Here is a 25,087-nt window from a genome sequence, read left to right as displayed (position 1 = left end):
CATGAATGCGCAACTGCAGTACCAGATCGAGCAATTCTTCTATCGCAAGTGCGAACTGTGCGACGCCCAGGACTGGGACGCCTACCTGCAGCTGTTCGCCGTGGACAGCGAGTTCCACCTGCCGCAGTGGGACTCGGAACACGTCTACACCCGGGACCCGAAACGCGAGATGTCGCTGATCTACTACGCCAACCGTTCGGGGCTCGAAGACCGGGTGTTCCGCCTGCGTACCGGCAAGGCGGCCTCGACCATTCCCATGCCGCGCACCCTGCACCTGGTCAGCAACCTGCGCATCGCCGAGGGCGACAACGGCCATCTGCAGGTGCGCCTGAACTGGCACACGCTGTTCTATCGCCTGGCCACCTCCGAGGACTTCTACGGTCACGCCACCTATGACCTCAAGCCCGACGGCGACAGTTGGCTGATCCAGCGCAAGCACGTGCTGCTGCTCAACGACACGATCAACTCGGTGCTCGATTTCTATCACCTCTGACCCACGGAAGTTCTCCCATGACGCACAAGGTCGCGTTCAGCTTTGCCGACGGCAAGACCCTGTTCTTCCCGGTTCAGGCCAATGAAATACTGCTCGACGCCGCCCTGCGCAACGGCATCAAGATCCCCCTGGACTGCCGCGAAGGGGTTTGCGGCACCTGCCAGGGCCGTTGCGAGTCGGGCCTGTACAGCCAGGACTATGTGGACGAGGAAGCCCTCTCGCCCCAGGACCTGGAGCAGCGCAAGATGCTCACCTGCCAGACCCGGGTGCAGTCGGATGCGGCGTTCTATTTCGACTTCGATTCCAGCCTGTGCCACAGCGCCGATCCGCTGCGGCGCACAGGCTCGGTGATCGACGTGCGCCAGGTGTCGGACAGCACCGCGATCCTGCACCTGGACCTGGGCCGCAGCCAAGCACCACTGGAGTTTCTCCCCGGCCAGTACGCGCGCCTGCGGATTCCCGGCACCGACAGCAGCCGGGCCTACTCCTTCGCCAACCGGCCGGGGGCGGACAACCAGTTGCAGTTCCTGATCCGCCTGCTGCCCGACGGGGTGATGAGCAACTACATTCGCCAGCGCTGCCTGGTGGGCGACAGCATCGAGCTGGAGGCGCCGCTGGGGGCGTTCTACCTGCGCCAGATCAGCCGGCCACTGCTGCTGGTGGCCGGCGGCACCGGGCTGTCGGCGCTGCTGGCGATGCTCGAACAGATCGTCGAGCAGGGCTGCCAGCAACCGGTGCACCTGTATTACGGCGTGCGCCAGAGTGCCGATCTGTGCGAACTGACGCGCATCCGGGCCCTGGGCGAGCGCCTGCCGGCATTCCGCTTCACCCCGGTGATCAGCGACGCCGACCCGGATTGGCCGGGCAAGCGCGGCTACATCACCGAGCATCTGGACAGCAGCGAGCTGCGCGACAACGACAGCGACCTGTACGTGTGCGGACCGCCACCGATGGTCGATTCGATCCGAATCTGGCTGCAAGAACAGCAACTTAACCGCGTCCAACTGTATTACGAGCGGTTTACCGAGAGTAATATCTGATCCGTCAGCATTTAGCCGCGATCGGTCCCATTCACCCTGGGATCTGTCCTGATAACAACTAGAAGAGAGCGCACATTAGTGGATCAAACCTTGCAACAAGGTGAACTCAAGCGTGGCTTGAAGAATCGCCATATTCAGTTGATCGCCCTGGGCGGGGCGATCGGCACCGGACTCTTCCTCGGTTCGGCCGGGGTACTCAAGTCCGCCGGACCCTCGATGATCCTCGGCTATGCGATTGCCGGCTTCATTGCCTTCCTGATCATGCGCCAGTTGGGAGAAATGATCGTCGAGGAGCCGGTGGCCGGTTCCTTCAGCCACTTCGCCCACAAGTACTGGGGTGGTTATTTCGGCTTTCTCGCGGGCTGGAACTACTGGGTGCTGTATGTCCTGGTGGGCATGGCCGAGCTCACCGCGGTGGGCAAGTACGTGCAGTTCTGGTGGCCGGAAATCCCCACCTGGGTCAGCGCGGCGGTGTTCTTCGTGCTGGTCAACCTGATCAACATGATGAATGTGAAGTTTTTCGGTGAAGCCGAGTTCTGGTTCGCCATCATCAAGGTGGTGGCCATCGTCGGCATGATCGTCCTCGGTTGCTACATGCTGTTCAGCGGTAGCGGCGGTAGCCAGGCCTCGGTGAGCAACCTCTGGTCCCACGGCGGTTTCTTCCCCAACGGCGGCACCGGCCTGCTGATGGCCATGGCCTTCATCATGTTCTCCTTCGGCGGCCTGGAGCTGGTGGGCATCACCGCCGCCGAAGCCGCCGAGCCGCGCAAGGTGATCCCCAAGGCCATCAATCAGGTGGTGTACCGGGTGCTGATCTTCTACGTCGGCGCCCTGGCGGTGCTGCTGTCGCTGTACCCGTGGGACGAACTGCTGGTGAGCCTGAATGCCGGCGGCGACGCCTACAGCAGCAGCCCCTTCGTGAAGATCTTCTCGCTGATCGGCAGTGACGCGGCGGCGCAGATCCTCAACTTCGTGGTCCTGACCGCGGCGCTGTCGGTGTACAACAGCGGCGTGTACTGCAACAGCCGCATGCTCTTCGGCCTGGCCGAACAGGGCGACGCCCCCAAGGCGCTGATGAAGCTCAACAAGCAAGGCGTGCCGATCCTGGCCCTGGGCATCTCCGCCCTGATCACCCTGCTCTGCGTACTGGTCAACTACCTGGCGCCCCACGAAGCGCTGGAGTTGCTGTTCGCCCTGGTGGTGGCCGCGCTGATGATCAACTGGGCACTGATCAGCCTGACCCACCTGCGTTTTCGCAAGGCCATGGCCGAGCAGAACGTGGTGCCGTCGTTCAAGGCGTTCTGGTCGCCATTGAGCAACTACCTGTGCCTGGCCTTCATGCTGATGATCGTCGGCGTGATGTGGATGATCCCAGGCATCCGCGCCTCGGTGTATGCGATTCCGGTGTGGGTCCTGGTGATCTGGGGTTTCTACCGCCTGAGCCATGCGCGCAAGGCCGGGCAACCCGCGCTGCACTAAGCCTCACGCAGGCAACACCCGCAAGCCCGGCCTGATCAAGGCCGGGCTTTTTTGTCGGCGGCGCAAAAGCGGTCTGCCGATAACGACAAATGCGGCCTGAAGCAACAGTCCACCCAATCCCTAGAATCGACGTCCTCCCGGCACCCGAGCCTGGGAGCCTGTTTCTGGATGGAGAGCGGCTGATGAACAGAACGACGACAAGCCTGCGCTGGAGCGATGTTTTCTCGCCCAGCGTGGCGGCGCTGATTTCAGTGCTGGTGAACTACGGCGGAACCTTTGTCCTGGTGTTCCAGGCCGCCGAACTGGCACGGCTGTCACCGGCCCAGACCGCGTCCTGGGTCTGGGCGGTGTCGGTGGGCGTGGGGCTTTCCGGGCTGTGGCTGAGCCTGCGGTACAGAGCACCGATCATCACCGCCTGGTCCACCCCCGGCGCGGCCTTCCTGGCCACGGTGATGCCCTCCACGCCCTACGCCGAGGTGATCGGCGCCTATCTGATCTCGGCCCTGGGCTTCATGCTGCTGGGGGCCACCGGGGCCTTCGACAGGCTGGTACGGATGATCCCCAAGGGCATTGCCGCCGGTCTGCTGGCGGGCATTCTGTTGCAATTCGGGATCAACGCCTTTGGCGGCGCCAGCGCCGACCCGCTGCTGGTGATCGTGCTGCTGGTGTCCTACGCCCTGCTGCGGCGTTTCACCTCGCGCTTTGCCGTGGTGGGCATCCTGGTGATAGGCCTGGGGCTGCTCATCGCACAGCAGCGGATCGACTTTTCAGCCGTGCACCTGAGCCTGGCCGTACCCCTCTTCACGGCGCCGCAGTTCTCCCTGCAGGCCTTGCTGGGGGTGGCCTTGCCGCTGTTCGTCATCACCCTTACCGGCCAGTACATGCCCGGCATGCTGGTGCTGCGCAATGACGGCTACGCTACCAGCGCCAACCCGCTGCTCACGGTCACCGGCCTGGGTTCGCTGCTGATGGCCCCCTTCGGCGCCCACGCCTTCAACGTGGCGGCGATTACCGCGGCGATCTGCACCGGCAAGGACGCCCACCCGGACCCGAAAAAACGCTACATCGCCGGTGTCGCCTGCGGGCTGTTCTACCTCCTGGTGGGCACCTTCGGCGTGACCCTGGCCAGCCTGTTCATGGTGCTGCCCAAGACCTTTGTCAGCACCCTGGCGGGCCTGGCGCTATTGGGGGCCATCGGCGGCAGCCTGGCCAATGCGATGGCCGACGCGGCCACCCGGGAAACCGCGCTGATCACCTTCCTCGCCACGGCGGCCAACGTCACCCTGCTCGGGGTCGGCGGCGCCTTCTGGGGGCTGGTGGCCGGCTTGACTGCGCACCTGCTGATTCACGGCCGGGCCCATCCCCTCGCTGGCCGCGCCGCTACCCCTGAAAGCCAGCGTTGAGCTAAGTCTTGCGCAGGGCCACGGCCAGGCGTGCCAGGGTGGTTTCGATTTCATGGGCGCTCAGCGAGGCGTAGCCCAGCAACCAGCCCTGCCGTTTCGGCTCGCTGGCATAGAGCCGGCTGAGCCCGGGCAACTGGATGCCGGCCCGGGCGGCCCGTTGCTGGGTCAGTTCCTCGCTCCAGCCGGGCTCCAGCAGGCAAGGAATCTGCAACCCGCCCGGTGGCGGCAAGGCCACGGCAATGCCCTGCAAATGCCGCCCGATGGCATCGAGCATGACTTGCCGGCGCCCGGCGTAGAGCTTGCGCATGGCCCGCACATGGGCGTTGTAGTGGCCCTCCTCCATGAACCGCGCCAGGGTCAACTGGAGGATCTGCGGCGTGTGGCCATCCATGATGCTGCGGGCCGCACTGAAGGCGCCCACCAGCTCATCGGGCAGGGCCATGTAGCCCATGCGCAAGCCGGGGTAGAGGGTCTTGCTGAAGGTGCCGACGTAGAGCGTGCGCTGATAAGGGTCTAGGCCCTGGACACAGGCGGTGGGCAGGCCGTCGTAATGGAACTCGCTGTCGTAGTCGTCCTCGATGATCCACTTGCCGTGCTCGGCGGCCCAGCGGGTCAGCTCCAGGCGCCGCTCCAGGGACAGGGTGACGCCGCTGGGGTACTGGTGCGAGGGCGTTACATAGACGCATTGGCCGCCACTGCGGTCGGCCCGCAGCAGGTCGGTGCGAATGCCCTGGGCGTCGACATCGATGGGATTGATCCAGGCCTCGGCGGCCTCGAAGGCCTTGCGAGCGCCGAAGTAGCCGGGGTTCTCCATCAGGATCGGCTTGCCGGCATCCACCAGCAGCTGGGCACAGAGGTACAGCGCCTGCCGGGTACTGCTCAGCACCAGGATCTGCTCGGCACGCACCTTGGCCCCGCGCTCCAGGTTCAGGTAGGCGGCGATGGCCTGGCGCAGCGGCTCGGCGCCTTGCGGGTCACCATGCAGCAGCACGTTGCCGCGGTACTCCTTGAGCACTTGGCGTTGCAGGCGCTCCCAGACATCCAGGGGAAAACTGCGGGTTTCCGGCAAGCCTGTGGCAAATGCGCTCACCGCTTGCTGGTCGGTGACGCCACCGCGCTCGACCAGCAGCCGGCCCCGCCGGCTCAGGCCCGAGCCCGGTTCCCGGGCGCTGGGGGGCTGCTCCTGCAAACGCAGGCGACGCCGGGCGGCACCGCGCAACTGGGCACCGATGTTTTCACAGACGTAGCTCCCCGAACCTTCGCGACGCACGATGAAACCGTCGCGCTGCAACTGCACATAGGCGTTCTCCACCGTATCCCGGGACACCGCGAGCGACTTGGCCAGGCCACGGGTCGCCGGCAGTTTCACCCCTGGACCCAGAGCACCGTCGAGGATCAGCCCGCGCAAGGCCCGCTGGATCCGCTGGTGCAGGTCCAGGGGCGCGAACTGCGGATCGTTGAGGCGCATGTTGAGGGTTTCAAGCTCGAAGGTCCGAGACATGTGGTCTGCCTGCTCAAATGAAAGTGGCGCACAAGAGGCGACCACTTTAGCTGCACAGCGGCCCTCGCGTCAGCTGCTGCAACCTTCGCTGCCGGCGAACGGAGAATGTGGCAATCGGCACGCCCTGCAAAAACGGCGCGCCCCCAAGGTGGGGACGCGCCGTTTTTTATTTAAGTGAACAGGGCGATCAAAGCGAGGAGCGCACTCGCCACAGTTCGGGGAACAGCACGGTGTCGAGCATCTTGCGCAGGTAGCCGACGCCTTCGGTACCGCCGGTGCCGGGCTGGAAGCCGATGATGCGTTCGACGGTAGTCACGTGGCGGAAGCGCCACTGGCGGAACGAGTCTTCCAGGTCGATGAATTTTTCCGCCAGCTGATACAGGTCCCAATAGGCCGAAGGGTTGGCGTACACCTCGCGCCAGGCCACCTCCACCGACGGGTCATGCTGGGTCGTGGTGGTGCTCTGCAACGCCAGGCGCGCAGGATCGATACTCAAGCCACTGCGGGCCATCAGGGCAATCGCTTCGTCATACATGGACGGGGTGGCAATCGACTCTTCCAAAGACTGCAGCAGCTCCGGGCGGTGAGCATGGGGCCGCAGCAGGGCCGCACTCTTGTTGCCGAGGATGAATTCGATTTCCCGGTACTGGAACGACTGGAAGCCAGAAGACTGGCCCAGGTAGGGGCGGATCGACTTGTACTCGGAGGGCGTCATGGTCGCCAGCACCGCCCAGGCGTGCACCAGCTGGTCGAAGATCCGCGACACCCGCGCCAGCATCTTGAACGCCGGAGGCAACTGGCCCTGGCGCACCTGCTCGCGGGCGGCCTTGAGCTCATGCAGCATCAGCTTCATCCACAGCTCCGAGGTCTGGTGCTGGATGATGAACAGCATCTCGTTGTGGTCCGGCGACAGCGGGTGCTGGGCGCTGAGGATGCGCCCCAGGTCCAGGTAGTCGCCGTAGCTCATGGAGTCGGAGAAATTCAGCTCGGCGTTATGCCATTCATCCGGTGGGTTGCTTGAAAAAGGACATTGGCTCATGGCGTGGGCTCCTCGCCTCAGGCAGCGGTTGCCACCCGCAGGCTGCGCAACCCGGACTCGGGGAGCACAACGGCGCGGACGGCCAGCTGTGTATTTATTGTAGGAATCAATCAGCCAGGGGGCGCAGGATCGCCCGCACCGGACTGGCGTCCAGGTGAGCGAAGCGCAGTGGCAGGGCAATCAGTTCGTAGTCGCCTTCGGCCACCTCATCCAGGACGATCCCCTCAAGGATCGCCATGCCGTGGCGAGCCACGGCGTTGTGGGCCTCCATGGTCTTGGACTGCTGGGGGTCGAGGGACGGGGTGTCGATGCCGATCAGGCGCACGCCGAGGCTGGCGAGCAGCTCGACGGTGGCCGGAGCGACGGCGGTGAAGTCCGGGTCCCAGGTGCTCAGCGGCGCCTGTGGATAAGTGCGCAGCAAGACTCGCGCTGGCAGGTTGTCCAGGCGCCCGAGCAAGGCTTCGGGCTGCACCAGGGCGCCGCTGTCCAGGCAATGCAGGACCCGGCACGGGCCCATGTAGACATCCAGCGGCACCTCGCCGATGGGCAGGCCATCCGGCCGGTAATGCAGGGGCGCGTCGACATGGGCGCCGGTGTGGGGCGACAGGGTCACCCGCCCGACATTCACCGGGCACTCGGGCCCGAACTGCCAGACGCGCTCCTCCTGGAACGGTGTATCTCCCGGCCAGGTCGGGGTCGCGGTACTCAAGGGCGGGCTGATGTCCCACCAACGTGGTGTCTTTTCCATTCGTGCGGCTCTCGGTCACTCCGGACTGAATGATACGAGCGATACCGCTGAAGATTCTTGCGAAATAACTCGGTACTCGTCAGATATTTCGCAAATCCTGCTAATAAAGCGAGCTTCGCCAACCGAATCTTGCAACCCCTTCAGCCCCTTTCGGGCCGCCCCGGCAGCGCTTCTGGATACCCCGAGGTCGAGAACAGACATCCCCCGCCATGCCGGGCGCTATAGGGTGCGTCTTCAGTTCTCTGCCCGCTAGGAGCACAGCATGTCGCAACCCATTACCGTTCTGCGCGATACCCATCCGCTGCCCGTTCTCGATGCCTGCAAGTGGGAAAAGCTCGCCGGCGACCCACACACCGTCAACCTCAACGCCTACACCAGCGAGGACGGCAGCAAGATCATGGGCACCTGGATCTGCACCCCGGGCAAATGGCGGGTGGCCTACGAAAAGTGGGAGTACTGCCACTTCCAGGAAGGCTACTGCGTGATCACCCCGGACGGCCACGATCCCATCCACCTGCGTGCCGGCGATATCTTCGTGGTGGAACCGGGGATGAAAGGCACCTGGGAAGTGCTCGAAACCGTGCGCAAGTACTTCGTGTTCGCCTGACCCCTGAACACCCGCCGGGAGCCCGCGCAATCCGGGCTCCTCTGGCATGGCGGCCATTCAACTCAACGCGCCTTGCCAAATGTCTATATAATCCCTGCCAAATGGCAATGGCAGGAGTAGACCCATGGTTGCGCTGACAGACACCGGCCTCACCCCCAAGCGGCGGGGCAAGCTGGTATTGAAAGAACAGTCTTCGGACATCCTCCTGGGTGGCCGGGCACGCTTTGACGACCGCATCTCGATCTATCGGCTGACCGAGGAAGGCATCCCGCTGACGGCGATCATCAAGTTCGTCTCCTCGGTGCCCATGCTCAAGGACGAACAGGTCCTGGCCAAGATCATCGGCCTCTCCGAACGCACCCTGCACCGCCGCCTGAAAACCCCGGACGAGCCCCTGAATCCGGAGCAGAGCGCCCGTGCGGTGCGCTTTGCCCAGGTGCTGGCCAAGGCCCAGGAGATCTTCGGCAGCAGCGAAGAGGCACAGGACTGGATGGCCAAGCCGGTAATGGGCCTCGATGGCCACAAACCGGTGGACCTGCTGACCAACCCCATCGGCTTCGAACTGGTGGACGAGTTCCTCACCCGCCTGGAATACGGGGTCTATCAGTGATCAGTGCCCCCGGCAGCAACGCGATTCACTTCTGGCGACTGGACGCCGCCCGACACGCCGACAGCTGGGACAGTGGCATCGGCGCCGAGCTGTGCGGTGGTCGCTGGAACTCCAAAGGGGTCAAGGCCGTGTATGGCAGCGCAGACCCCGCCACGGCGATTCTCGAAGTGGCGGTGCACAAGGGCTTTGCCGCCCTGGACAGCGTGCCCCACGTGCTCACCGGCGCCCTGATCCAGGACCCGTCGGCCATCTACCGGATCGATGAACACAGCATTCCCAACCCCAACTGGCTGGTGCCGGGGATTCCCAGCGCCGGTCAGCAGAAGTTTGCCGACCAGTTGCTGGCCGACCATCCGTTCGTGCTGGTGCCTTCCTCGGTGTCGCGCCACAGCTGGAACATCCTGATCAATCCGTTGCTGGCCAAAGGGTTGTACCAGGTGGTGATCCAGGAGCGCTTCGGCCTCGACACACGCCTCAACCCTCCCCCGCGCAGCGTGTCCGGCCGTCCGAACTGAGCCGACAAAAAAAGCGGGAACCGGCCCGACGCAGGTTCCCGCAAATGCCCCGGCTGAAGGGGCTGCGTTCAATGGGATGGAGCGGCCCGGAGGCGCTGCATCATTGCGGTTTGCGGTAGCTGTTGACGATGGCCGAGAAGTCCTTGCCGCCCTCCCCGCGCAGGCTCATGGCCTGGTACAGCTGCTGGGCCACGGCGCCGAGCACCACCGGCTGATGCGCCTGGCGCGCGGCTTCGGTGGCCAGCCCCAGGTCCTTGAGCATCAGCTCGGCACCAAAGCCGCCGGTGTAGCCGCGGGATGCCGGAGCGGTTTCAATCACCCCCGGCCACGGGTTGTAGGTATCGGAACTCCAGCAACGGCCGGTGGAGCTGTTGATGATCCCCGCCAACACCTGGGTGTCGATACCCAGGGCATCGCCCAGGGCCATGGCTTCGCTGACGCCGATCATCGAGATGCCCAGCAGCAGGTTGTTGCAGATCTTGGCGATCTGCCCGGTGCCTACTTCGCCGCAATGCACAATGTTGCGGCCCATCTGCGCCAGCACCGGTTGCAGGGTGGCGAACAGCTCGGCGCTGGCGCCGACCATGAACGTCAGGGTCCCGGCCTGAGCGCCGCCAGTACCACCCGACACCGGCGCATCGGCCATGGCCACGCCTTGCCTCGCGGCAGCGGCGGCCACCTCGCGGGCGGTCTGCGGATCGATGGTGCTGCAATCCACTGCCGGTACGCCGCCGGCGATCCCCGCCAGCACCCCGTCTTCACCCAGCCACACACTGCGTACATGAGCCGCGGCGGGAAGCATGGTGATCACCAGCTCGGCGCCTTCGGCGGCGGCCTTGGGCGAGGTACTGATGCGCCCGCCCAGTTGCGCCAGCTCCGCCAGCACGCTCTGGTTGAGGTCGAACAGGTTCAACTGATGCCCGGCCTTGATCAGGTTGCGGGCCATGGGCGCGCCCATGTTGCCCAGGCCGATAAATGCAATGTTCATGTCAGGCTCCTCAACGCAGGCTGATGGTGGTGTTCACACCGTCGTTGACGCTGTCGTCGTCGAACCAGCGGGCGGTGACGGTCTTGGTCTGAGTGTAGAACTGCACCACTTGCTTGCCGTAAGGGCCCAGGTCGCCGAGCTTGGAGCCGCGGGAACCGGTGAAGCTGAAGAACGGCACCGGCACCGGAATCGGGATGTTGATGCCGACCTGGCCGACGTCGATTTCGCTCTGGAACTTGCGCGCCGCCGCGCCGCTCTGGGTGAACAGGCCGGTGCCGTTACCGAAGGGGTTGGCGTTGACCAGGGCGATGGCCTGATCCAGGGTGTCGACCTCCAGCACCACCAGCACCGGGCCGAAGATTTCCTGGGTGTAGATCTGCATGTCGGTGGTCACCCCGGAGAACAGGGTCGGGCCGATGAAGTTGCCCTGCTCGTAGCCTGGGACCTGGATGTCGCGGCCATCGAGCTCCAGCTTGGCGCCTTCTTTCACACCGCTTTCGATCAGCTCCAGAATCCGCGCCTTGGCGCGCTTGGACACGACCGGGCCGACATCGGTGCCCGGCTCGCTGCCGGCGTTGACCTTGAGCTTCTGCGCCAGGGCCTTGAGGTCTGGCAGCCATTGTTTCGAGGCGCCCACCAGCACCACCACCGAGGTGGCCATGCAGCGCTGACCCGCCGCGCCGAAACCGGCGCCCACCAGGGCGTTGAGGGTCTGTTCGCGGTTGGCGTCGGGCAGCACCACGGCGTGGTTCTTGGCGCCCATCATCGATTGCACGCGTTTGCCGTGCTTGCCCGCCAGGTCATAGACGTGAGTGCCGACCGCGGTCGAACCGACGAAGGACACCGCCTTGATGTCCTTGTGGGTGCACAGCGCATCCACCACGTCCTTGCCACCGTGCACCACGTTGAGCACGCCGGCCGGCACCCCGGCTTCCACCGCCAGCTCCACCAGCAGCATGGTGGACATCGGGTCCTGCTCGGAAGGCTTGAGGACGAAGGTGTTGCCGCAGGCGATGGCCATCGGGAACATCCACAGCGGAATCATCGCCGGGAAGTTGAACGGGGTGATCCCGGCGCATACGCCGATCGGCTGGCGCAGGGTGTAGGTGTCCACGCCGCCGGCCACGTTTTCGGCGAACTCGCCCATTTGCAGGGTGCCGATGGAGCAGGCATGTTCCACCACTTCCAGACCACGGAAGATATCGCCCTCGGCGTCGGCGAGGGTCTTGCCCTGTTCGGCGCTGAGGACGGCGGCAATGCGCTTGGAATGTTCACGGATCAAGGCCTGGAGCTTGAGCATGATGCGCATCCGCGCGCCGATCGGGGTCAGTTTCCAGGTCTGGAAGGCGCGCTGGGCAGCGGCAATCGCGGCGTCGACTTCAGCGGCGGTGGCAAAGGGCACCTTGGCCAGCACTTCCTGGGTCGCCGGGTTGACGATGTCATGCCATTCCTGGCTCTGGGACTGGACCCATTCACCGTCGATCAGCAGTTTGACCTGTTGCAGGGTGGTGCCGTCGGGCTTGAGGGATGCGTTCATGGGGTCTCCTGACTTCTTGAGTTCTTATGCAGGGAACCAAGGCGGGCAAGCGCCTTGAAAGAGGGGCTGTCGCGAGTTGGTGTCGGACGGTTTTTGGAGTATAGATGTGCAAATACCTAATAAGAACGCACATAAAAACCGGTCCATCATGCAAAAAAACATCACCTCGCTAAGCACCCTGAACTGGGACGACCTGAAGTTTTTTCTCGAAGTGGCGCGCACTCGCAAGGCCAGCAGCGCGGCCAAGCGCCTGGCGGTGGACTACACCACGGTGTCGCGGCGCATCGGTTCGCTGGAAACCGCCCTGGGCACCCTGCTGTTCGAAAAGTCCCGCACCAACGGCTTTGTTCTCACCGCTGAAGGGCAGCGTCTGCTGGGTTACGCGGAGTCGATCGAGAGCACCCTGCACATGGCCTGCGAGCAGGTCTCGGGCTCCGGGGTGGCGTTGTCCGGGCATGTGCGCATGGGCTGCACCGAAGGCTTCGGCAGCTTCTTCATCACCCCGCAGTTGAGCCATTTCCTCGACGCCTACCCGGCGATCTCGGTGGATATCCTGCCGCTGCCGCACTTCATCAGCCTGTCCAAGCGCGAGGCGGACATCGTCATCGCCCTGGAGCGCCCGGAGCACGGCCCCTACGTGTGCTGCAAGCTGTGCGACTATCGCCTGCAACTGTACGCCACCCAGGAATACCTCGACCGTCACCCACCGATCCGCCGCCCCAGCGATCTGGGTGAGCATCAATTCATCAGCTACGTGGATGACCTGGCCTTCAGTTCCGAGCTGCTGTACCTGGCCAATGTGGTGCCCGGGGCCAGCGCCAACCTGCGCAGCACCAGCGTCATTGCCCAGTACGTGGCGGCGCAGCAAGGTCGCTCCCTGGCGATCCTGCCGTGCTTCCTGGCAGCCCAGGACCCGCGGCTGCTGCCGGTATTGCCCAAGGAGATCAACCTGACCCGGCAGTTCTGGATGTACTGCCGGGAGGATCTGAGAAAGTTGAAGCGGATCACTCTGTTGTGGGACTACATCCGCGAGGTGACCGAACAGAATCAGCCGCTGCTCATGGGAGACAGTCGCAGCATGCTGTTCGCCGCGCCCTAGCCCTCATCGGACCCGAAGGCCAAACCGCCCCGGGTCCGTCGCGGCCGCAAGGGCGCAGGTCGCCGATCAGTCGGCGATCACCACGATCGACACCCGGCGGTTTTCGGTGCGCCCGGCCGCGGTGCTGTTGGAGGCCACCGGCTCGCTGCTGCCCAGGCCGCGCAGCTGGATGTTTTCTTCACGCATGCCGACCTGGGTCAGCACCTTGACCACGCTCTTGGCCCGGCGCACGGACAGCTGAACGTTATAGGCTTCCTTGCCCGAAGCATCGGTGTGGCCGTCGACCCGGACCTTCTGGATATCGACGCTGAGCAAGGCCTTGCCGATGCGCTGGACGATCTCGGTGCTGGCCTGGTTCAAGGTTTCCACATCGCTGCCAAACAGCACCTTGCCCGACAGGCCGAAGGCCCAGCCTTCATCCGTCAGTTCGAAGCCCTCCTGTTTCAGTACCGCGATCTGTTTCGGGGTCAGCCCCTTGGGCGGCACGCTCTGGCAGCCAGCCAGGGCCAGCAGAGCCATGAATACCAGGGTGCTGAACAGTCGAACCGAACGTTGCGTCATTGAGAACAAGGGTATTAGCTCCTGTTTTGAACCTGAACGATTGGGGGCTCCGCCCCCACGGTGTGTTGCCCGCCTCGCGAACCGCGCTTGGCTTGGTACATGGCCTCATCGGCAGCATTCAACAGGCTGCCGGGGGTCAGGCCATGATCCGGGTACACGGCTATGCCGATGCTCAGCGACGTCATGATCGACAGATTGCCGGGCAGCTGGATCGGCATTTCCATGCTGTTGATGATTTTGTCAGCAATGCGCTGGGCGTCTTCGACCCGGTGCAGCGGCGTCAGCAGCACGGCGAATTCATCCCCGCCCAGGCGCGCGACCAGATCTTCCTCACGCAGTTGCGCGCGAATCCGCGTGGCCACCGCTACCAGCACCGCATCGCCGGCGGCGTGGCCGAAGTTGTCGTTGATCTCCTTGAAGCGATCGCTGTCGAGAAACAGTACCGCCATGCGCTCGTTGAGCTTGCTGGCGCTGCGCAGCGCGCGGATCAGCCGGCCCTCGAAAAACGCCCGGTTGGGCAAGCCGGTCAGGCTGTCGTGACTGGCCTGGTGCGCCAGGGTTTCATTCTCGCTTTGCAGATGGGTCTGCCAGGCTTCCAGCTCATCGAGCAGGGCATTGAAGTCATTGCCCAGGTTGTCCAGCTCGGCGATTTGCGCAGGCGGCACCCGCTGATCGAACGCTCGCTCGCGCCGGGCCGCGTGGGCCACTTCCGCCAGGCTGCGCAAGGGGCCGGTGATGCCCCGCAGTTGCCGGCGCGCCAGGTACAGCGATACCCAGGCACTCAGCGCGGTGCACAGCACGATGCCCACCAGGCCGCTGAACAGGAAGCGCAACAGGCTGCCGCCATGGCCGGTGACATTGACCGTGCCGACTTCGCGGTTCTGATGCAGGATCGGCAAGCTGATGGGCTTTTCCAGGAACGCGCTGGCGACGTGCATTTCCAGATTGGTCAGCAGGCCGCTCTCCGGGCGTTGCCAACTGGCCAGCAGGCGGCCCTGGGTGTCGTAGACCTTGGCATCGGCCACCTCTTCGGTGGAGGCGATCAGGGCCAGGGCCTCGGTGGCCACCACACTGTCGTTGAACACCACCGCGGCTTCCACGGTGTAGCTGATGGACCGGGCGATCAGGTGCAGGTTGTGATCGGCATAGACCCGCAACGCCAGGACCCCGAGAAAGGTCAGGGACAGGCTGGCCATGCAGATCGCCAACAGGGCGACGATCAGGTGGCCGCGACCGATGACCGACCGCAGTGTGGGGCGGGCCTTGGACTTGAACCCTTTCATGGGGCCGCCGGACGACGACGAGACAATTGCAGCACGCTGGGATGAATCTTCACCCCACTGCGGGCCACTGAGTCCAGATTGACCTCGAACGACACTTGATCGTCGCTGACCCGCAGGCAGAACAGGCTGCCCACGGTGCACTGGTCGCCGCCCTCGCTGATGCTCAGCACGGGCTGGCCGATCAGCGAGTTGAACAGCCGGTTACGCTCCTCGGTGCTCAGTTTTCCGACGTACACCGAGTCGCACTCGCCAGCCAGGGCCGGACTGCTGGCCAGCAACCGGCGCACCAGCACCGGGCGGCCGGTGGCCTGTGTCGTGCCCTTGAGCAGGTCATCGGTGTATTCGGTGGGCCCCACCACGCACAAGCGCAGCTGCGCGGGCTCCACCGGCCACCGCGCGTAGCTGAGGATACCCAGTACCACTTGCGTCACCGCCTTGGCCCGCTGCTCGGCCAGGCTGGTCGGGGTTGAAGGCTCTGACTGCGCCACGGCGCACAGACTGAACAGGCAAAGAAGGGTCGACAGTACAAACTGTCTCCACCGCAAACTGCGCTCTGTCCTCAAGACAGCCACGTCCATGCAGGGATTCTCGTTGAATTTCACGGAAATGATGCCGCAACGATAGCACAGCGCGGGAAAATGCCGCGAGGCCGGCGCCCCGGAACGGTGCTGGCTACCAGACTGAGACATCCGCGTCAGTCCAGCTCCAGCATCAACCCGCTGAGGCGTTTGACCTTGCGCCGCACCGCCTCTTCGAACACCCCGGCGCGGGGCTCGATCAGGCTGAACCAGTCCTTGGCCCGAGTGATGCCGGTGTAGATCAGCTCCTTGGTCAGCACCGGGTTCAGGGCATCAGGCAGGATCAGCGCGGTATGGGCGAACTCCGAGCCCTGGGACTTGTGCACCGTCATGGCATAGACCGTCTCCACGTCGTTGAGCCGGCTCGGCAGTACCAGACGCACACCGCCCTGGCCATCGTTGCGCGGGAAGGCGACCCGCAACACCTGGCGCCCCGGCTCCTGGCCCTGCGCTTCCGGCAGTTTCAGAGCGATGCCGATATCGCCGTTCATCAGCCCCAGGCCATAGTCGTTGCGGGTCATCAGCACCGGACGGCCTTCGTACCACTGCTGGTCGCTGTCGATCAGCCGGGCCTTGAACAGCGCCTGGGTGATACGCAGGTTCAGGCCTTCGACACCCCAGGGCCCCTTGCGCACCGCGCAGAGCAACTGGAAACGATCAAAGGCCAGCAGCACATTGCGCGCCCATTCGGTCCAGCGCCGGTCTTCCAGGGGCGTGTCGGCGGCGGGACGCTGACTGCGCAGCACATTCAGGTAATGCCGGTAGCCTTGCGGTCCCTCGCCATGGCCTTCCAGCAACAGGCGCTCCAGCGCCCGATCCTGCTCGCCCTTGAGGCTCAGGCCATACAGGTCGGCATGGCTGCGGGCCGCCAGCAGGCGCCGGGCCTCGTCGGCCTGTTGCTGATTGACCCAACGCGCCAGCTGGCCAATGCCGCTGCCTTCGCCGAAACGCCGGGAGTGACGCAGCATCACCACCTGCTGCGCCAAGGGATGCTGGTGCCCGGTGTCTTCCTGCAAGCCGCTGGCTCCGAGCTGTTCACCGCTGACCGCTTCCAGCCAGGCGCGCGTCTGCGGGTTGTACCAGCCGGCCTCGGCATCGCGGCACAGGTCCCCGAGCACGGCCCCCGCCTCCACCGATGCCAACTGGTCCTTGTCCCCCAGCAGCACCAGACGCGCGTGGATAGGCAAGGCGTCCAGCAGGTTGGCCATCATTTCCAGGTCGATCATCGAGGCTTCGTCCACCACCAGCACATCCAGAGGCAGGCGGTTGCCGGCGTGATGGCGGAAATGCCGGGTGCCCGGACGATTGCCCAGCAAACGGTGCACCGTGGTCACCTCGCTGGGGATCTTCTCGCGCACTTCGTCGGCCACCGACAGGGAGCGCACCTGCAGGCTGATGGATTCGGTCAGGCGCGCCGCGGCCTTGCCGGTGGGCGCCGCCAGACGAATGCGCAGCGGTTTGCGGGCCTCCACCGCCGGGCCCTGGAGCAGGGCCAGCAAGCGCACCACCGTGGTGGTCTTGCCGGTACCGGGGCCGCCGGTGATGATGCTGAAGGCGCCGCGGGTGGCCAGGGCGCACGCCAGTTTCTGCCAGTCGATGGGCCCCGCCGCCTTGGCTGGACCAAACAAGCCGTCGAGGCGCGCCGCGAGGTTGTCCGGGGTGGCTTCGGTCAACGCCAGGCGTTGGCGCAGGGCGTTGTCGATACGCCGTTCATAGGCCCAGTAGCGCCGCAGGTACAGGCGCTTGCCGGACAGCACCAACGGCCGCTGGCGGGACGCATCCCCCTGATCCGCCGCCAGGGCCACCAGCCGGCTGCCGGCCAGGACTTTGCACCACTGGGCGCCTTCCAGCCCCGCCAGGACCTGAGAAGGCAGCACCGGGGCACCGCTTTGCGAATCCCCTTCCGGTGGCAGGGACAGGGCGAAATCCGGCTCCTTGAGGGTTTCGAACAGGTCCAGGCAGACATGCCCATGCCCCAACTGGTGACTGGTCAGGGCCGCGGCCATCAGCACCAGCGGATCGCAGCCCGGGTCCAGCTCATGGAGAAAACCGACGAAGGCCTTGTCCAGGGAACGCAGCCAGCCGCGCTCGACCCAGCGCTCAAGCAACAGCAGCAGGTCCTGGGCATGGGTCAGGGGGGCCAGGTCGAACGGCGCATCCGGCGCCTCGGTCGAGGGGGCGAACAGGTCCGGGGTCATAGCAGCACCCCCTGCTCCCAGGCGGGCTCGGCCTTGGGCGGCTCGGGCTGGCCCTGGAACATGCGGTCCAGACGTTCGATCAATTGCCGTGGCGGCCGGGCGAAATACGCGCCCTGGCTCGCCGAGCGACTGCCGCGCAGGAACAGGTACAGGGCACCGCCGATGTGCCGGTCGTAGTCGTAGTCCGCCAGCCGGGCCTTGAGCTGGCGGTGCAGGGCCAGCAGGTACAGCACGTATTGCAGGTCGTAGCGGTTGTCGAGAATCGATTGTTCCATGGCCTGCTCGGTGTAGGCGGCGTCGTCCACGCCCAGCCAGTTGGATTTGTAGTCGGCCACGTAATAGCGGCTCTGATGTTCGAACGTCAGGTCGATAAAGCCCTTGAACATGCCGTTGAGCAGCACCGGCTCGGCGGTGACCCGCGCCGCGCCCTGGTGGGTCAGCTCACGCACCTGCTGGTCCAGCTTGAGGACGTCGACCTTGTGGCTGGCGAACCAGAACTCCATTTCGACCCGGTACTGGGTGAGTTGTCCCAGCACCACCGGCGGCTGTCCGAGCCCCACCGGCAAGGGGGCTTGCAGCAGGTGCTGCAGCCAGTCGCTGAGGGTCGGGATCCAGCCCTGCCAGCCGCGACGATTGCAACGGCGGGCGATGGCGTCCGCGATCTGCTCCGGGGTTGCGGCAAAGCCCTCCTCCCCGGCCCACTCCAGCAGACCATGGAGGAAGGTGCCGGGGTTCGGGCCCCGGGGAAAACGATGGATATCGCCACCACTGGCGGCGACTTCACGCGGGGCTTCGGGGTCCAGCCGCTCATCATCGAAGAGTTTCTGCGCCTGGGGGTTTTCCGGGGCTTCGCTGCCGCCGCCCAGGGTGTCGCTGATGCGCAGGGCGCTGTAGGAAGCGATCCACCAGTTCTCCGCCACACGACGAACCGGGATCAGCGGTTCCAGGAGCGCGGCGTCATTGCGTGGCGGATGAAAACGCTGCTCGTCGGCGGCCGGCAGCTCGCCAACGCCGATGGCATCACAGCCTTGCTGCACATCCAGCAACCAGCGCAGCAGCCCCTTGGACTCGTCAAGCCGGGCACCACCGCCCAGCAGGTAGCCCAGGGCCGAGAGGTGCAGCACCGAGCTGTTGTGATTGCCGCGCTTGAGGTCGGCCACACCCAGCCAGCAGGCATGCTGGGCCCGGGTCAGGGCTACGTAGAGCAGCCGCAGGTCCTCTGCCAGGCGCTCTTCGTCCGCTTGCGCGATCAGCTCCGGGGTCGGTCGCAGGCTGACTTGAGGCTTGCCTGCGCCATCGTGGTAATGCAGGGGCAGGCGGCTGCCATCCACCGGTTTGGTTGAGCAGATAAAGGGCAGGAACACCAAGGGATACTCCAGGCCCTTGGACTTGTGGATGGTCACCACCTTGACCAGTTGCTCGTCGCTTTCCAGGCGCAGGATCTGCTCCTCCGCGGCCTGCCCGGACAGCGCCAGATGCTCGGCCAGATGGCGGATCAGGGCTTGCTCGCCGTCCAGTTCCGCGGCGTTCTGTTGCAGCAGCTCGGACAGGTGCAACAGGTTGGTCAGCACTCGCTCGCCATCGCTGCGGGCCATCAGCGCCTGGGGCAGCTGGAAGTCGTGAAGCAGGCGGCGCAGCATCGGCAGCACGCCCTGGCTGCGCCAGATCGCCCGGTATCCGCGAAACTGCATGACCCGGGCTTCCCAGGCCAGCTCGTCCTGGTTCAGGCGCTCCAGTTCCACCAGGGACAGGTTCAGGGTCAAGGAGGCCAGGGCGGCCCGCAGCGGACGCTCCACATCCGGCTCGGCACAGGCCTTGAGCCACACCAGCAGGTCCCGGGCTTCCTGGGCGGCGAACACCGAATCCTTGTCCGACAGGTACACACTGCGCACCCCGCGGGCGGCCAGTTCAGCGCGGATCGCCTGGGCCTCCTTGCCGTCGCGGACCAGGATGGCGATATCCGCCGGCAACAGCCCCTTGAGGGGTTGCTGCTCGCGGACAAAACCGCTGCGGCCCTGCTGGCCGCCATTGAGCAGCTCGACGATCGCACTGGCACACGCCGCCGCCTGCTGCTGACGATACTGGGCCCCGGACAGTGGCTGCTCGGCAGGCAGATGCCAGAAGTTCAGCGCCGGCAGCGCTTGACCGTCGACCTGCAGATGCTCCTTGCGCCCCTGGGCCGCCACCGCCAGGAACGGCACCGGGTTCTGGCCGTCGTCTTCGCGAAACAGAAAGGCCCCGCGCCCCTGCGGACGCTGTTCGGCCTGCTGGAACACATGGTTGACCGCGCTGACCATGGCCTGGCTGGAACGGAAGTTGGTGCCCAACGTGTGCAGGCGTCCGGTGGTGGCCTGGCGGGCCCGCAGGTAGGTGTAGATATCGGCGCCACGGAAGGCGTAGATCGCCTGCTTGGGGTCGCCGATCAGAAACAATCCGGTCTCGGGATCGTTGGCCTCGATGCGGTAGATGCTTTCGAAGATCCGGTACTGCACCGGGTCGGTGTCCTGGAACTCGTCGATCAGGGCCACCGGGAACTGCTCGCGGATCATGGTCGCCAGGCGCTCGCCGCCATCGCTGTGCAGGGCGCTGTCCAGACGCAGCAGCATGTCGTCGAAGCCCATCTCGGCACGGCGGCGCTTCTCTTCTTCAAAGCGCTCACCGACCCACTGCGCGGCGTGCTGCAGGACCGCAGCGTCGGGGCTGGGCAACGCTTCGAGGCTGGCCTTGAGCCCGGCCATGGCCTCAAGCGCCGGGTGCTGTGGCGCCTCTCCCTTCCAGGCCTCGCTCATGCCGTCCGGGGTCAGGCGGGTGAAGCCGGTGCCGATGTCCAACTGTTCAACGGACTCGTCTTCGGCCCAGGCGCTGATCTTTTCAAACCAGGGTTCGAAGAAACGCGCCTGCAGCTTGCGGCCATCGACGCTCTTGCTGGCCACACCTTGCAGGCAGATATCCCGCAACTCCCCCGCCCACAGCCGCCAGGGTGCCTTGAGTTGCACCAGGGCTTCCCGGCGTTCCTGCAGGCAGGCCTCGATCAACTCGCCGGGCGTCTGGGCGGAGGGCTCACGATGCTCGCTGCCAAACAGCGCGCGGACCCGCGGCAGCAGTTGGGCCGGGCCAACCCAGTGGGCGCGCACCCAGTTCAGCGCATCGCCCTGCATCGGGTAGCAGAACAGCCGCCAGTAATCGCGCAGTACCTGCCCCAACAGATCGCTGTGGTCGGTTTCCAGGGTCTGGGTGAACAGACTGCCGCTGTCGAAGGCGTGCTCGCGGAGCATGCGTTGACACCAGCTGTGGATGGTAGAGACGGCGGCCTCGTCCATCCATTGCGCGGCGATGTCCAGGCGATTGGCGCAGGCGGCCCACTGTTCGGCGGGGTATTGCTCGCGCAGCTCGACGATCAGGCTGTCGGGGGCACTGATTTCGTCGCGAAAGAATCGCGCGGCCTCTGCCAGGCGGGTACGGATGCGCTCGCGCAGCTCCTTGGTCGCGGCGTCGGTGAAGGTCACCACCAGAATCTGCGGCGGCAGCAGTTCGCGGCCAAAACCTGCGGACTCGCCGCCATGGCCCAGCACCAGGCGCAGGTACAGCGCGGAGATGGTGAAGGTCTTGCCGGTGCCGGCGCTGGCTTCGATCAGTTGGCTGCCGCGCAGGGGAAAGGCCAGGGCCAGAGGGGCTTGTTGACTCATTGCACAGCCTCCTCGCCGAGGGCGGAACGCCAGGGGGCGTCCAGCAGGGGACGATAGAGCGTTTCGGCCCAGCCGCTGAACGTCTCATCGGCGATCAGCGCGTTGTAATCGGCAAATTGCCGGGCCAGGGCCGGAGTCTCCCGGCGCTCGCCCTCGCTGTTCTGGCCGTCACCATCGTAGGTCTTGCGGGCGGCAGCGCCGGCTTTGTCCGGATCGCTCTGCCCGAGCCAGGCAAAGGCGGTCTTGACCGCCACCGGCAGCGGCTGGCGCATGCCCGCCTGCCAGGCCAGCAGCAGATTGCCGAGAATCGTCCGTGCCTGTTGCAGCTCAAGCGGCGAAAGCAACAGGCTGTCATCACTGGCCACCAGCGCGGTGGTCAGGGAGTAGCCGCTAGCGCAGGCCAACAGGTGATTGATCCAGGGTTTGATCAGCCGGTGCCATTTGCGGGTCTTGATCGAGCCGATGCCATTGGCAATGGTGGTCACCGCCAACAGCCCGCCATCTGCCCGCTGATGCAGGCTGCTCAACCAGCCCTCCACACGCACGCCCTGGAGCTCCAGGCTGACCGGCAAGGCGCTGGTCAGCGGTGTCGGCCACAGGTCCAGCAGTTGCCGGTAGCGCTGCAACAGGTCCGGCAACGGCTCCATCAGCTCGCGTTGCAGGCACTCGCCAAAACCGGCCATGGGCAGCAGGCCGCTGGCTTGCAGCCGCTGCGCCTGGGCCTGCAGGGCCTGCTCCGGATGGGCGGCATCGCTCAGTGCCGCTTCCAGCAGACTGTCACTGAGGCTGTAGCGTTGCAGGGCGTCGAGGACGAAGGGCTCCTCGTCCGCCAGGGGCGCGTCCATGGCCTCGAAGAACACCTTGAGCCGCTGGCTGAAAAAGTGCCGTACCGGGTGCCGCAGAAAATCCTGCAGCTGCGCCAGGCTCAGGGGTTCATCCTGGATATAGGGCTCAAGGGGCTGGACGGGCATGGCGGGCTCGTGTGCCTGGTGCAGGACCTGCCACTCCCGGGCATAGCTGAACAGTGTGTCGCTGTCGTGGAAGTAGCGGGCACTGAAGGGCTGCAGCGGGTGCTCCTGGGTCAGGGCTTCGAGCAGCGATGCCTGTTCGTCCACCAGCCGCCAGCCGCCGGCCAGGTGATCGCGCAGTTGGCCGATCAGCACCGAGGCGGGCCGTTCGCTGTTGTCGCGAATACTGCGGCCGACCCAACTGATGTACAGCTGGTCCCGGGCCGAGAGCAGGGCTTCGAGCAGCAGGTAGCGGTCATCCTCACGCCGTGAACGGTCGCCGGGGCGGTAGTCGCTGCCCATCAGGTCGAAGTCCAGTGGCGGCTGGGCACGCGGGTAATCGCCGTCGTTCATGCCCAAAAGGCACACCAGCTTGAAGGGGATGGCGCGCATCGGCATCAGGGTGCAGAAGTTCACCGCGCCGGCGAGAAAGCGCTGGGACAGGCGGCCCTGATCCAGGCCGGCCAGCCAGGCTTCGCGCACCACGGTCAGGGGCAACTGATCTTGCAGGCCGACGGATTCGCAGGTTTCCAGCCAGGTTTCCCGCAGGTCCTCAAGCTGGCCCAACAGGTAGTCGTCGTGCTCGGTTGCGGCCAGGAAGAACAGCTCCAGCAACTGCTGCAGGCGCTCGCCCCATTGCGCGGGTACCGCCGGTTCGATGAGCTGCTGGTAGGCCATCTGCAAGGCATCCAGCAGAGCCACCAAGGGACCGATCAGCGCCGCATCCAGGCCGCCAATCTCGTCATAGGGCTCAATGCCGTCGCAGGCAGCGGAGCGACCGACGGCGTACCCCAGGAGCATGCGCCGCAGACCGAAGCGCCAGCTGTTTTGCTCAAGCTCCTGGGGTAGCCCCAGTTCCGCCCGTTGCTCAGCATTCATGCCCCAGCGAATACCGGCCCCCTCGATCCAGCGATGCAAGGTCGGCAGGTCGGCTTCGTCGACACCAAAGCGGGCGCGCAACGCAGGCACATCAAGCAGGTCGAGGATCTCGCTGACCGGAAAGCGGCTGTCCGGCAGTTTCAGCAGGTGCTCGACGGCAATCAGCAGCGGGTCGCGGCCACGCTGGCCCTGGTCGGTGAGGGTGAAGGGGATGAAGCGGCGGTCATCTCGTTCCAACTGGCCGAATACCGCGCGGATGTGCGGGGCGTAGCTGTCGATGTCCGGCACCATGACGATCACGTCCCGGGGGCGCAGGTCGGGTTCGGCACTGAAGCGCGCCAACAGCTGGTCGTGGAGGATTTCCACTTCCCGTTGCGCGCTGTGGGCAATGTGAAAACGGATCGACTGATCCTGCTGCAAATCGACGGTGGGCCAGCGTTCGCGGGTTTCCTCGAGGGGGCGCAGTTCGAGGATGTCGTCCTGCAACTGCTGGAGCATGGTGCGCGGCTCGCTCTCGCTGAACAGGTCGATGCGACCGTCGCGAAACGCTGCGCGATAGCTGTTGGGATCGTCGTAGCTGTCCAGCAAGTTGATGTAGTCCCGGCCCTGTTTGCCCCAGGCAGCCAGCAGCGGATGGGCGTGCTGGTGCAGGGTTTGCGGATCCAGGGCCAGGGGCATGCCGGCTTTGCGCGCCTGACGTTTGTATTGATGGCGCAGCAGATCCTTGTCGGCGACGATATCCGCCCAATGGTGACGGCAGGGGTTGTGCACACAGAGCAGGACCTGGCTGAAACGCGCCAGTCCGGCCAAGGCTTCGAGGGCTTGGGCCGGCAACGAGGAAATGCCGAAAACGATCACCCGGGATGGCAAACCCACGGGGGCCTGGTCCAGGCTGTTGATCCGCTCGATAAAGCGTTGGTGGACTCCGGCTCGACTCTGGGCCATGCCCTCGGTGCCGACATCCACCAGCAGGGCCCGCCACAGTTCGGCTTGCCAGCAGTTGGCTGGGGTCAGGGCCTTGGCTTCGCCGCGAACGTTGCGCAATTGATGGCGCCCTGCTGACCAGTCTTCCAGCCAGTCGGCTCGATAGACCTGATATTGGTCGAACAGGTCCGCCAGGCGCTCGGCCAGTTGGTAGCGTTTACGCAGATCGCTGTCGTGGGTCAGGAAACGTTGCAAGGGCTCGAAGTGGGGCTCGTCGATCAGCTCTGGCAGCAGGCGCATCAGACGCCAGGTCAGCGGGGCTTTATCCAGTAAGGATTTTGGCGGGATTTCGTCTCGGCCCAGGACCTGGCGGTAGAGCTGCCACATGAAGCTCCCGGGCAATTGCACATCGATCGCCGCAGCAATGCCGCAGCCGCCGGAGTCATCGTCCTCGGGGTCTTCGGCCAGGGCCAGCTTCAGCCATTGGGCGATGCCATTGCTCTGTACCAGGGCGATTTCATTTTCCAGGGGAGCCAGTGGGTAACGCCGCATCCAGCTGACCACCAGACTGCGCAACTCGTCCAGGCGGTTACCATGAACCACCATAAAACCGGGGGTGAGGGACGAGGCGTCCGGCATAAAGGCTTCCTTGGAGAATGCAAAAAGCTAGGCCGGAACCTTAGCACTGTCGCGTGGCGCTGGCAGCCGTAAGCACACAAGCGTGGCCAGCCCTAGCAGCGCAACTTTTCCGCCGCGCAAAAACAAAACCCCAACTGCTTTCGCAATTGGGGTTTCGGAATTTAATCTTGACGATGACCTACTCTCACATGGGGAAACCCCACACTACCATCGGCGATGCATCGTTTCACTTCTGAGTTCGGGATGGGATCAGGTGGTTCCAACGCTCTATGG

At 65.0% G+C, this 25,087-nt stretch carries 19 protein-coding genes and 1 rRNA gene; 8 read left to right on the top strand and 12 right to left on the bottom strand.

Translation table 11 applies throughout. The features are described 5' to 3' along the window. Window position 1 precedes the first annotated feature (1 nt). The 4 genes from antB to DNK59_RS03295 all read left to right on the top strand — a co-directional run bounded on the left by antB (window position 2) and on the right by DNK59_RS03295 (window position 4,415). Window positions 2-493 (top strand): anthranilate 1,2-dioxygenase small subunit, encoded by a 492-nt coding sequence (antB, locus tag DNK59_RS03310; protein WP_092319379.1) that lies wholly within the window; start codon window positions 2-4, stop codon window positions 491-493. 17 nt (window positions 494-510) lie between these two features. Continuing rightward, the gene (antC, locus tag DNK59_RS03305; RefSeq protein WP_110722261.1) at window positions 511-1,533 is read left to right on the top strand and encodes an anthranilate 1,2-dioxygenase electron transfer component AntC; all 1,023 of its coding nucleotides are present in this window, start codon (window positions 511-513) and stop codon (window positions 1,531-1,533) included. A gap of 78 nt (window positions 1,534-1,611) precedes the next feature. Further along, a complete protein-coding gene (locus tag DNK59_RS03300) occupies window positions 1,612-3,012 on the top strand; it encodes an amino acid permease (RefSeq protein WP_016964421.1) in 1,401 nt (466 codons plus the stop codon). Window positions 3,013-3,194: 182 nt separating this feature from the next. Beyond that, a complete protein-coding gene (locus tag DNK59_RS03295) occupies window positions 3,195-4,415 on the top strand; it encodes a benzoate/H(+) symporter BenE family transporter (protein WP_110722260.1) in 1,221 nt (406 codons plus the stop codon). A 1-nt stretch (window position 4,416) separates the two neighbouring features. Here the strand turns inward: DNK59_RS03295 and DNK59_RS03290 are convergent, their stop codons facing one another. From DNK59_RS03290 to kynB, 3 genes are all read right to left on the bottom strand, one after another. Then, window positions 4,417-5,916 carry a PLP-dependent aminotransferase family protein gene (locus DNK59_RS03290; protein ID WP_110722259.1) on the bottom strand — a complete coding sequence of 500 codons (1,500 nt, stop codon included), beginning with the start codon at window positions 5,914-5,916 and terminating at the stop codon, window positions 4,417-4,419. A gap of 187 nt (window positions 5,917-6,103) precedes the next feature. Continuing rightward, a complete protein-coding gene (kynA, locus tag DNK59_RS03285) occupies window positions 6,104-6,955 on the bottom strand; it encodes a tryptophan 2,3-dioxygenase (RefSeq protein ID WP_110722258.1) in 852 nt (283 codons plus the stop codon). 106 nt (window positions 6,956-7,061) lie between these two features. Next, on the bottom strand, window positions 7,062-7,703 hold the full coding sequence (gene kynB / locus DNK59_RS03280; protein WP_110722257.1) for an arylformamidase: 642 nt from the start codon (window positions 7,701-7,703) through the stop codon (window positions 7,062-7,064). Window positions 7,704-7,965: 262 nt separating this feature from the next. Here kynB and DNK59_RS03275 point away from each other — a divergent pair, with 262 nt between their 5' ends. From DNK59_RS03275 to DNK59_RS03265, 3 genes are all read left to right on the top strand, one after another. Continuing rightward, on the top strand, window positions 7,966-8,310 hold the full coding sequence (locus DNK59_RS03275) for a cupin domain-containing protein (RefSeq protein WP_060837409.1): 345 nt from the start codon (window positions 7,966-7,968) through the stop codon (window positions 8,308-8,310). Between the two features lie 124 nt (window positions 8,311-8,434). Then, the gene (locus DNK59_RS03270; RefSeq protein ID WP_060837408.1) at window positions 8,435-8,920 is read left to right on the top strand and encodes an antitoxin Xre/MbcA/ParS toxin-binding domain-containing protein; all 486 of its coding nucleotides are present in this window, start codon (window positions 8,435-8,437) and stop codon (window positions 8,918-8,920) included. Then, entirely contained in the window at window positions 8,917-9,435 is a 519-nt protein-coding gene (locus DNK59_RS03265) for an RES family NAD+ phosphorylase (RefSeq protein WP_110722256.1), read from the top strand. The genes DNK59_RS03270 and DNK59_RS03265 overlap by 4 nt, the downstream gene beginning before the upstream one ends. 100 nt (window positions 9,436-9,535) lie before the next feature. Here DNK59_RS03265 and mmsB read toward each other — a convergent pair whose 3' ends face one another. Together mmsB and DNK59_RS03255 are read right to left on the bottom strand one after the other, a co-directional pair. After that, a complete protein-coding gene (mmsB, locus tag DNK59_RS03260; RefSeq protein ID WP_110722255.1) occupies window positions 9,536-10,423 on the bottom strand; it encodes a 3-hydroxyisobutyrate dehydrogenase in 888 nt (295 codons plus the stop codon). Window positions 10,424-10,433: 10 nt separating this feature from the next. After that, window positions 10,434-11,960: a CoA-acylating methylmalonate-semialdehyde dehydrogenase gene (locus tag DNK59_RS03255; RefSeq protein WP_110722254.1), complete on the bottom strand. Its 1,527-nt coding sequence runs from the start codon at window positions 11,958-11,960 to the stop codon at window positions 10,434-10,436. Window positions 11,961-12,108: 148 nt separating this feature from the next. On the opposite strand from DNK59_RS03255, the gene DNK59_RS03250 reads away from it, so the two are divergent. Further along, a complete protein-coding gene (locus DNK59_RS03250) occupies window positions 12,109-13,059 on the top strand; it encodes a LysR family transcriptional regulator (RefSeq protein ID WP_092319362.1) in 951 nt (316 codons plus the stop codon). A 66-nt stretch (window positions 13,060-13,125) separates the two neighbouring features. Here the strand turns inward: DNK59_RS03250 and DNK59_RS03245 are convergent, their stop codons facing one another. The 7 genes from DNK59_RS03245 to rrf form a co-directional block, all read right to left on the bottom strand. Then, window positions 13,126-13,620, bottom strand: coding sequence for an OmpA family protein (locus tag DNK59_RS03245; RefSeq protein ID WP_060841871.1), 495 nt, complete (start codon window positions 13,618-13,620; stop codon window positions 13,126-13,128). A 14-nt stretch (window positions 13,621-13,634) separates the two neighbouring features. Then, window positions 13,635-14,903, bottom strand: coding sequence for a diguanylate cyclase domain-containing protein (locus DNK59_RS03240; protein ID WP_092319360.1), 1,269 nt, complete (start codon window positions 14,901-14,903; stop codon window positions 13,635-13,637). Then, window positions 14,900-15,481, bottom strand: coding sequence for a YfiR family protein (locus DNK59_RS03235; protein WP_110722253.1), 582 nt, complete (start codon window positions 15,479-15,481; stop codon window positions 14,900-14,902). Before DNK59_RS03235 ends, DNK59_RS03240 begins: the two co-directional genes overlap by 4 nt. A gap of 116 nt (window positions 15,482-15,597) precedes the next feature. Beyond that, window positions 15,598-17,679: an exodeoxyribonuclease V subunit alpha gene (gene recD / locus DNK59_RS03230; RefSeq protein WP_110722252.1), complete on the bottom strand. Its 2,082-nt coding sequence runs from the start codon at window positions 17,677-17,679 to the stop codon at window positions 15,598-15,600. Next, the gene (recB, locus tag DNK59_RS03225; RefSeq protein ID WP_110722251.1) at window positions 17,676-21,365 is read right to left on the bottom strand and encodes an exodeoxyribonuclease V subunit beta; all 3,690 of its coding nucleotides are present in this window, start codon (window positions 21,363-21,365) and stop codon (window positions 17,676-17,678) included. The genes recD and recB overlap by 4 nt, the downstream gene beginning before the upstream one ends. After that, a complete protein-coding gene (gene recC / locus DNK59_RS03220; RefSeq protein ID WP_110722250.1) occupies window positions 21,362-24,814 on the bottom strand; it encodes an exodeoxyribonuclease V subunit gamma in 3,453 nt (1,150 codons plus the stop codon). The genes recB and recC overlap by 4 nt, the downstream gene beginning before the upstream one ends. 165 nt (window positions 24,815-24,979) lie before the next feature. Continuing rightward, a 5S ribosomal RNA gene (gene rrf / locus DNK59_RS03215) occupies window positions 24,980-25,087 on the bottom strand; the annotation flags it as partial.

It is taken from the genome of Pseudomonas sp. TKO26, from assembly GCF_003225665.1.
Taxonomy (GTDB): Bacteria; Pseudomonadota; Gammaproteobacteria; order Pseudomonadales; family Pseudomonadaceae; genus Aquipseudomonas; species Aquipseudomonas saponiphila.
This window is presented reverse-complemented; position numbering and strand designations above follow the sequence as displayed.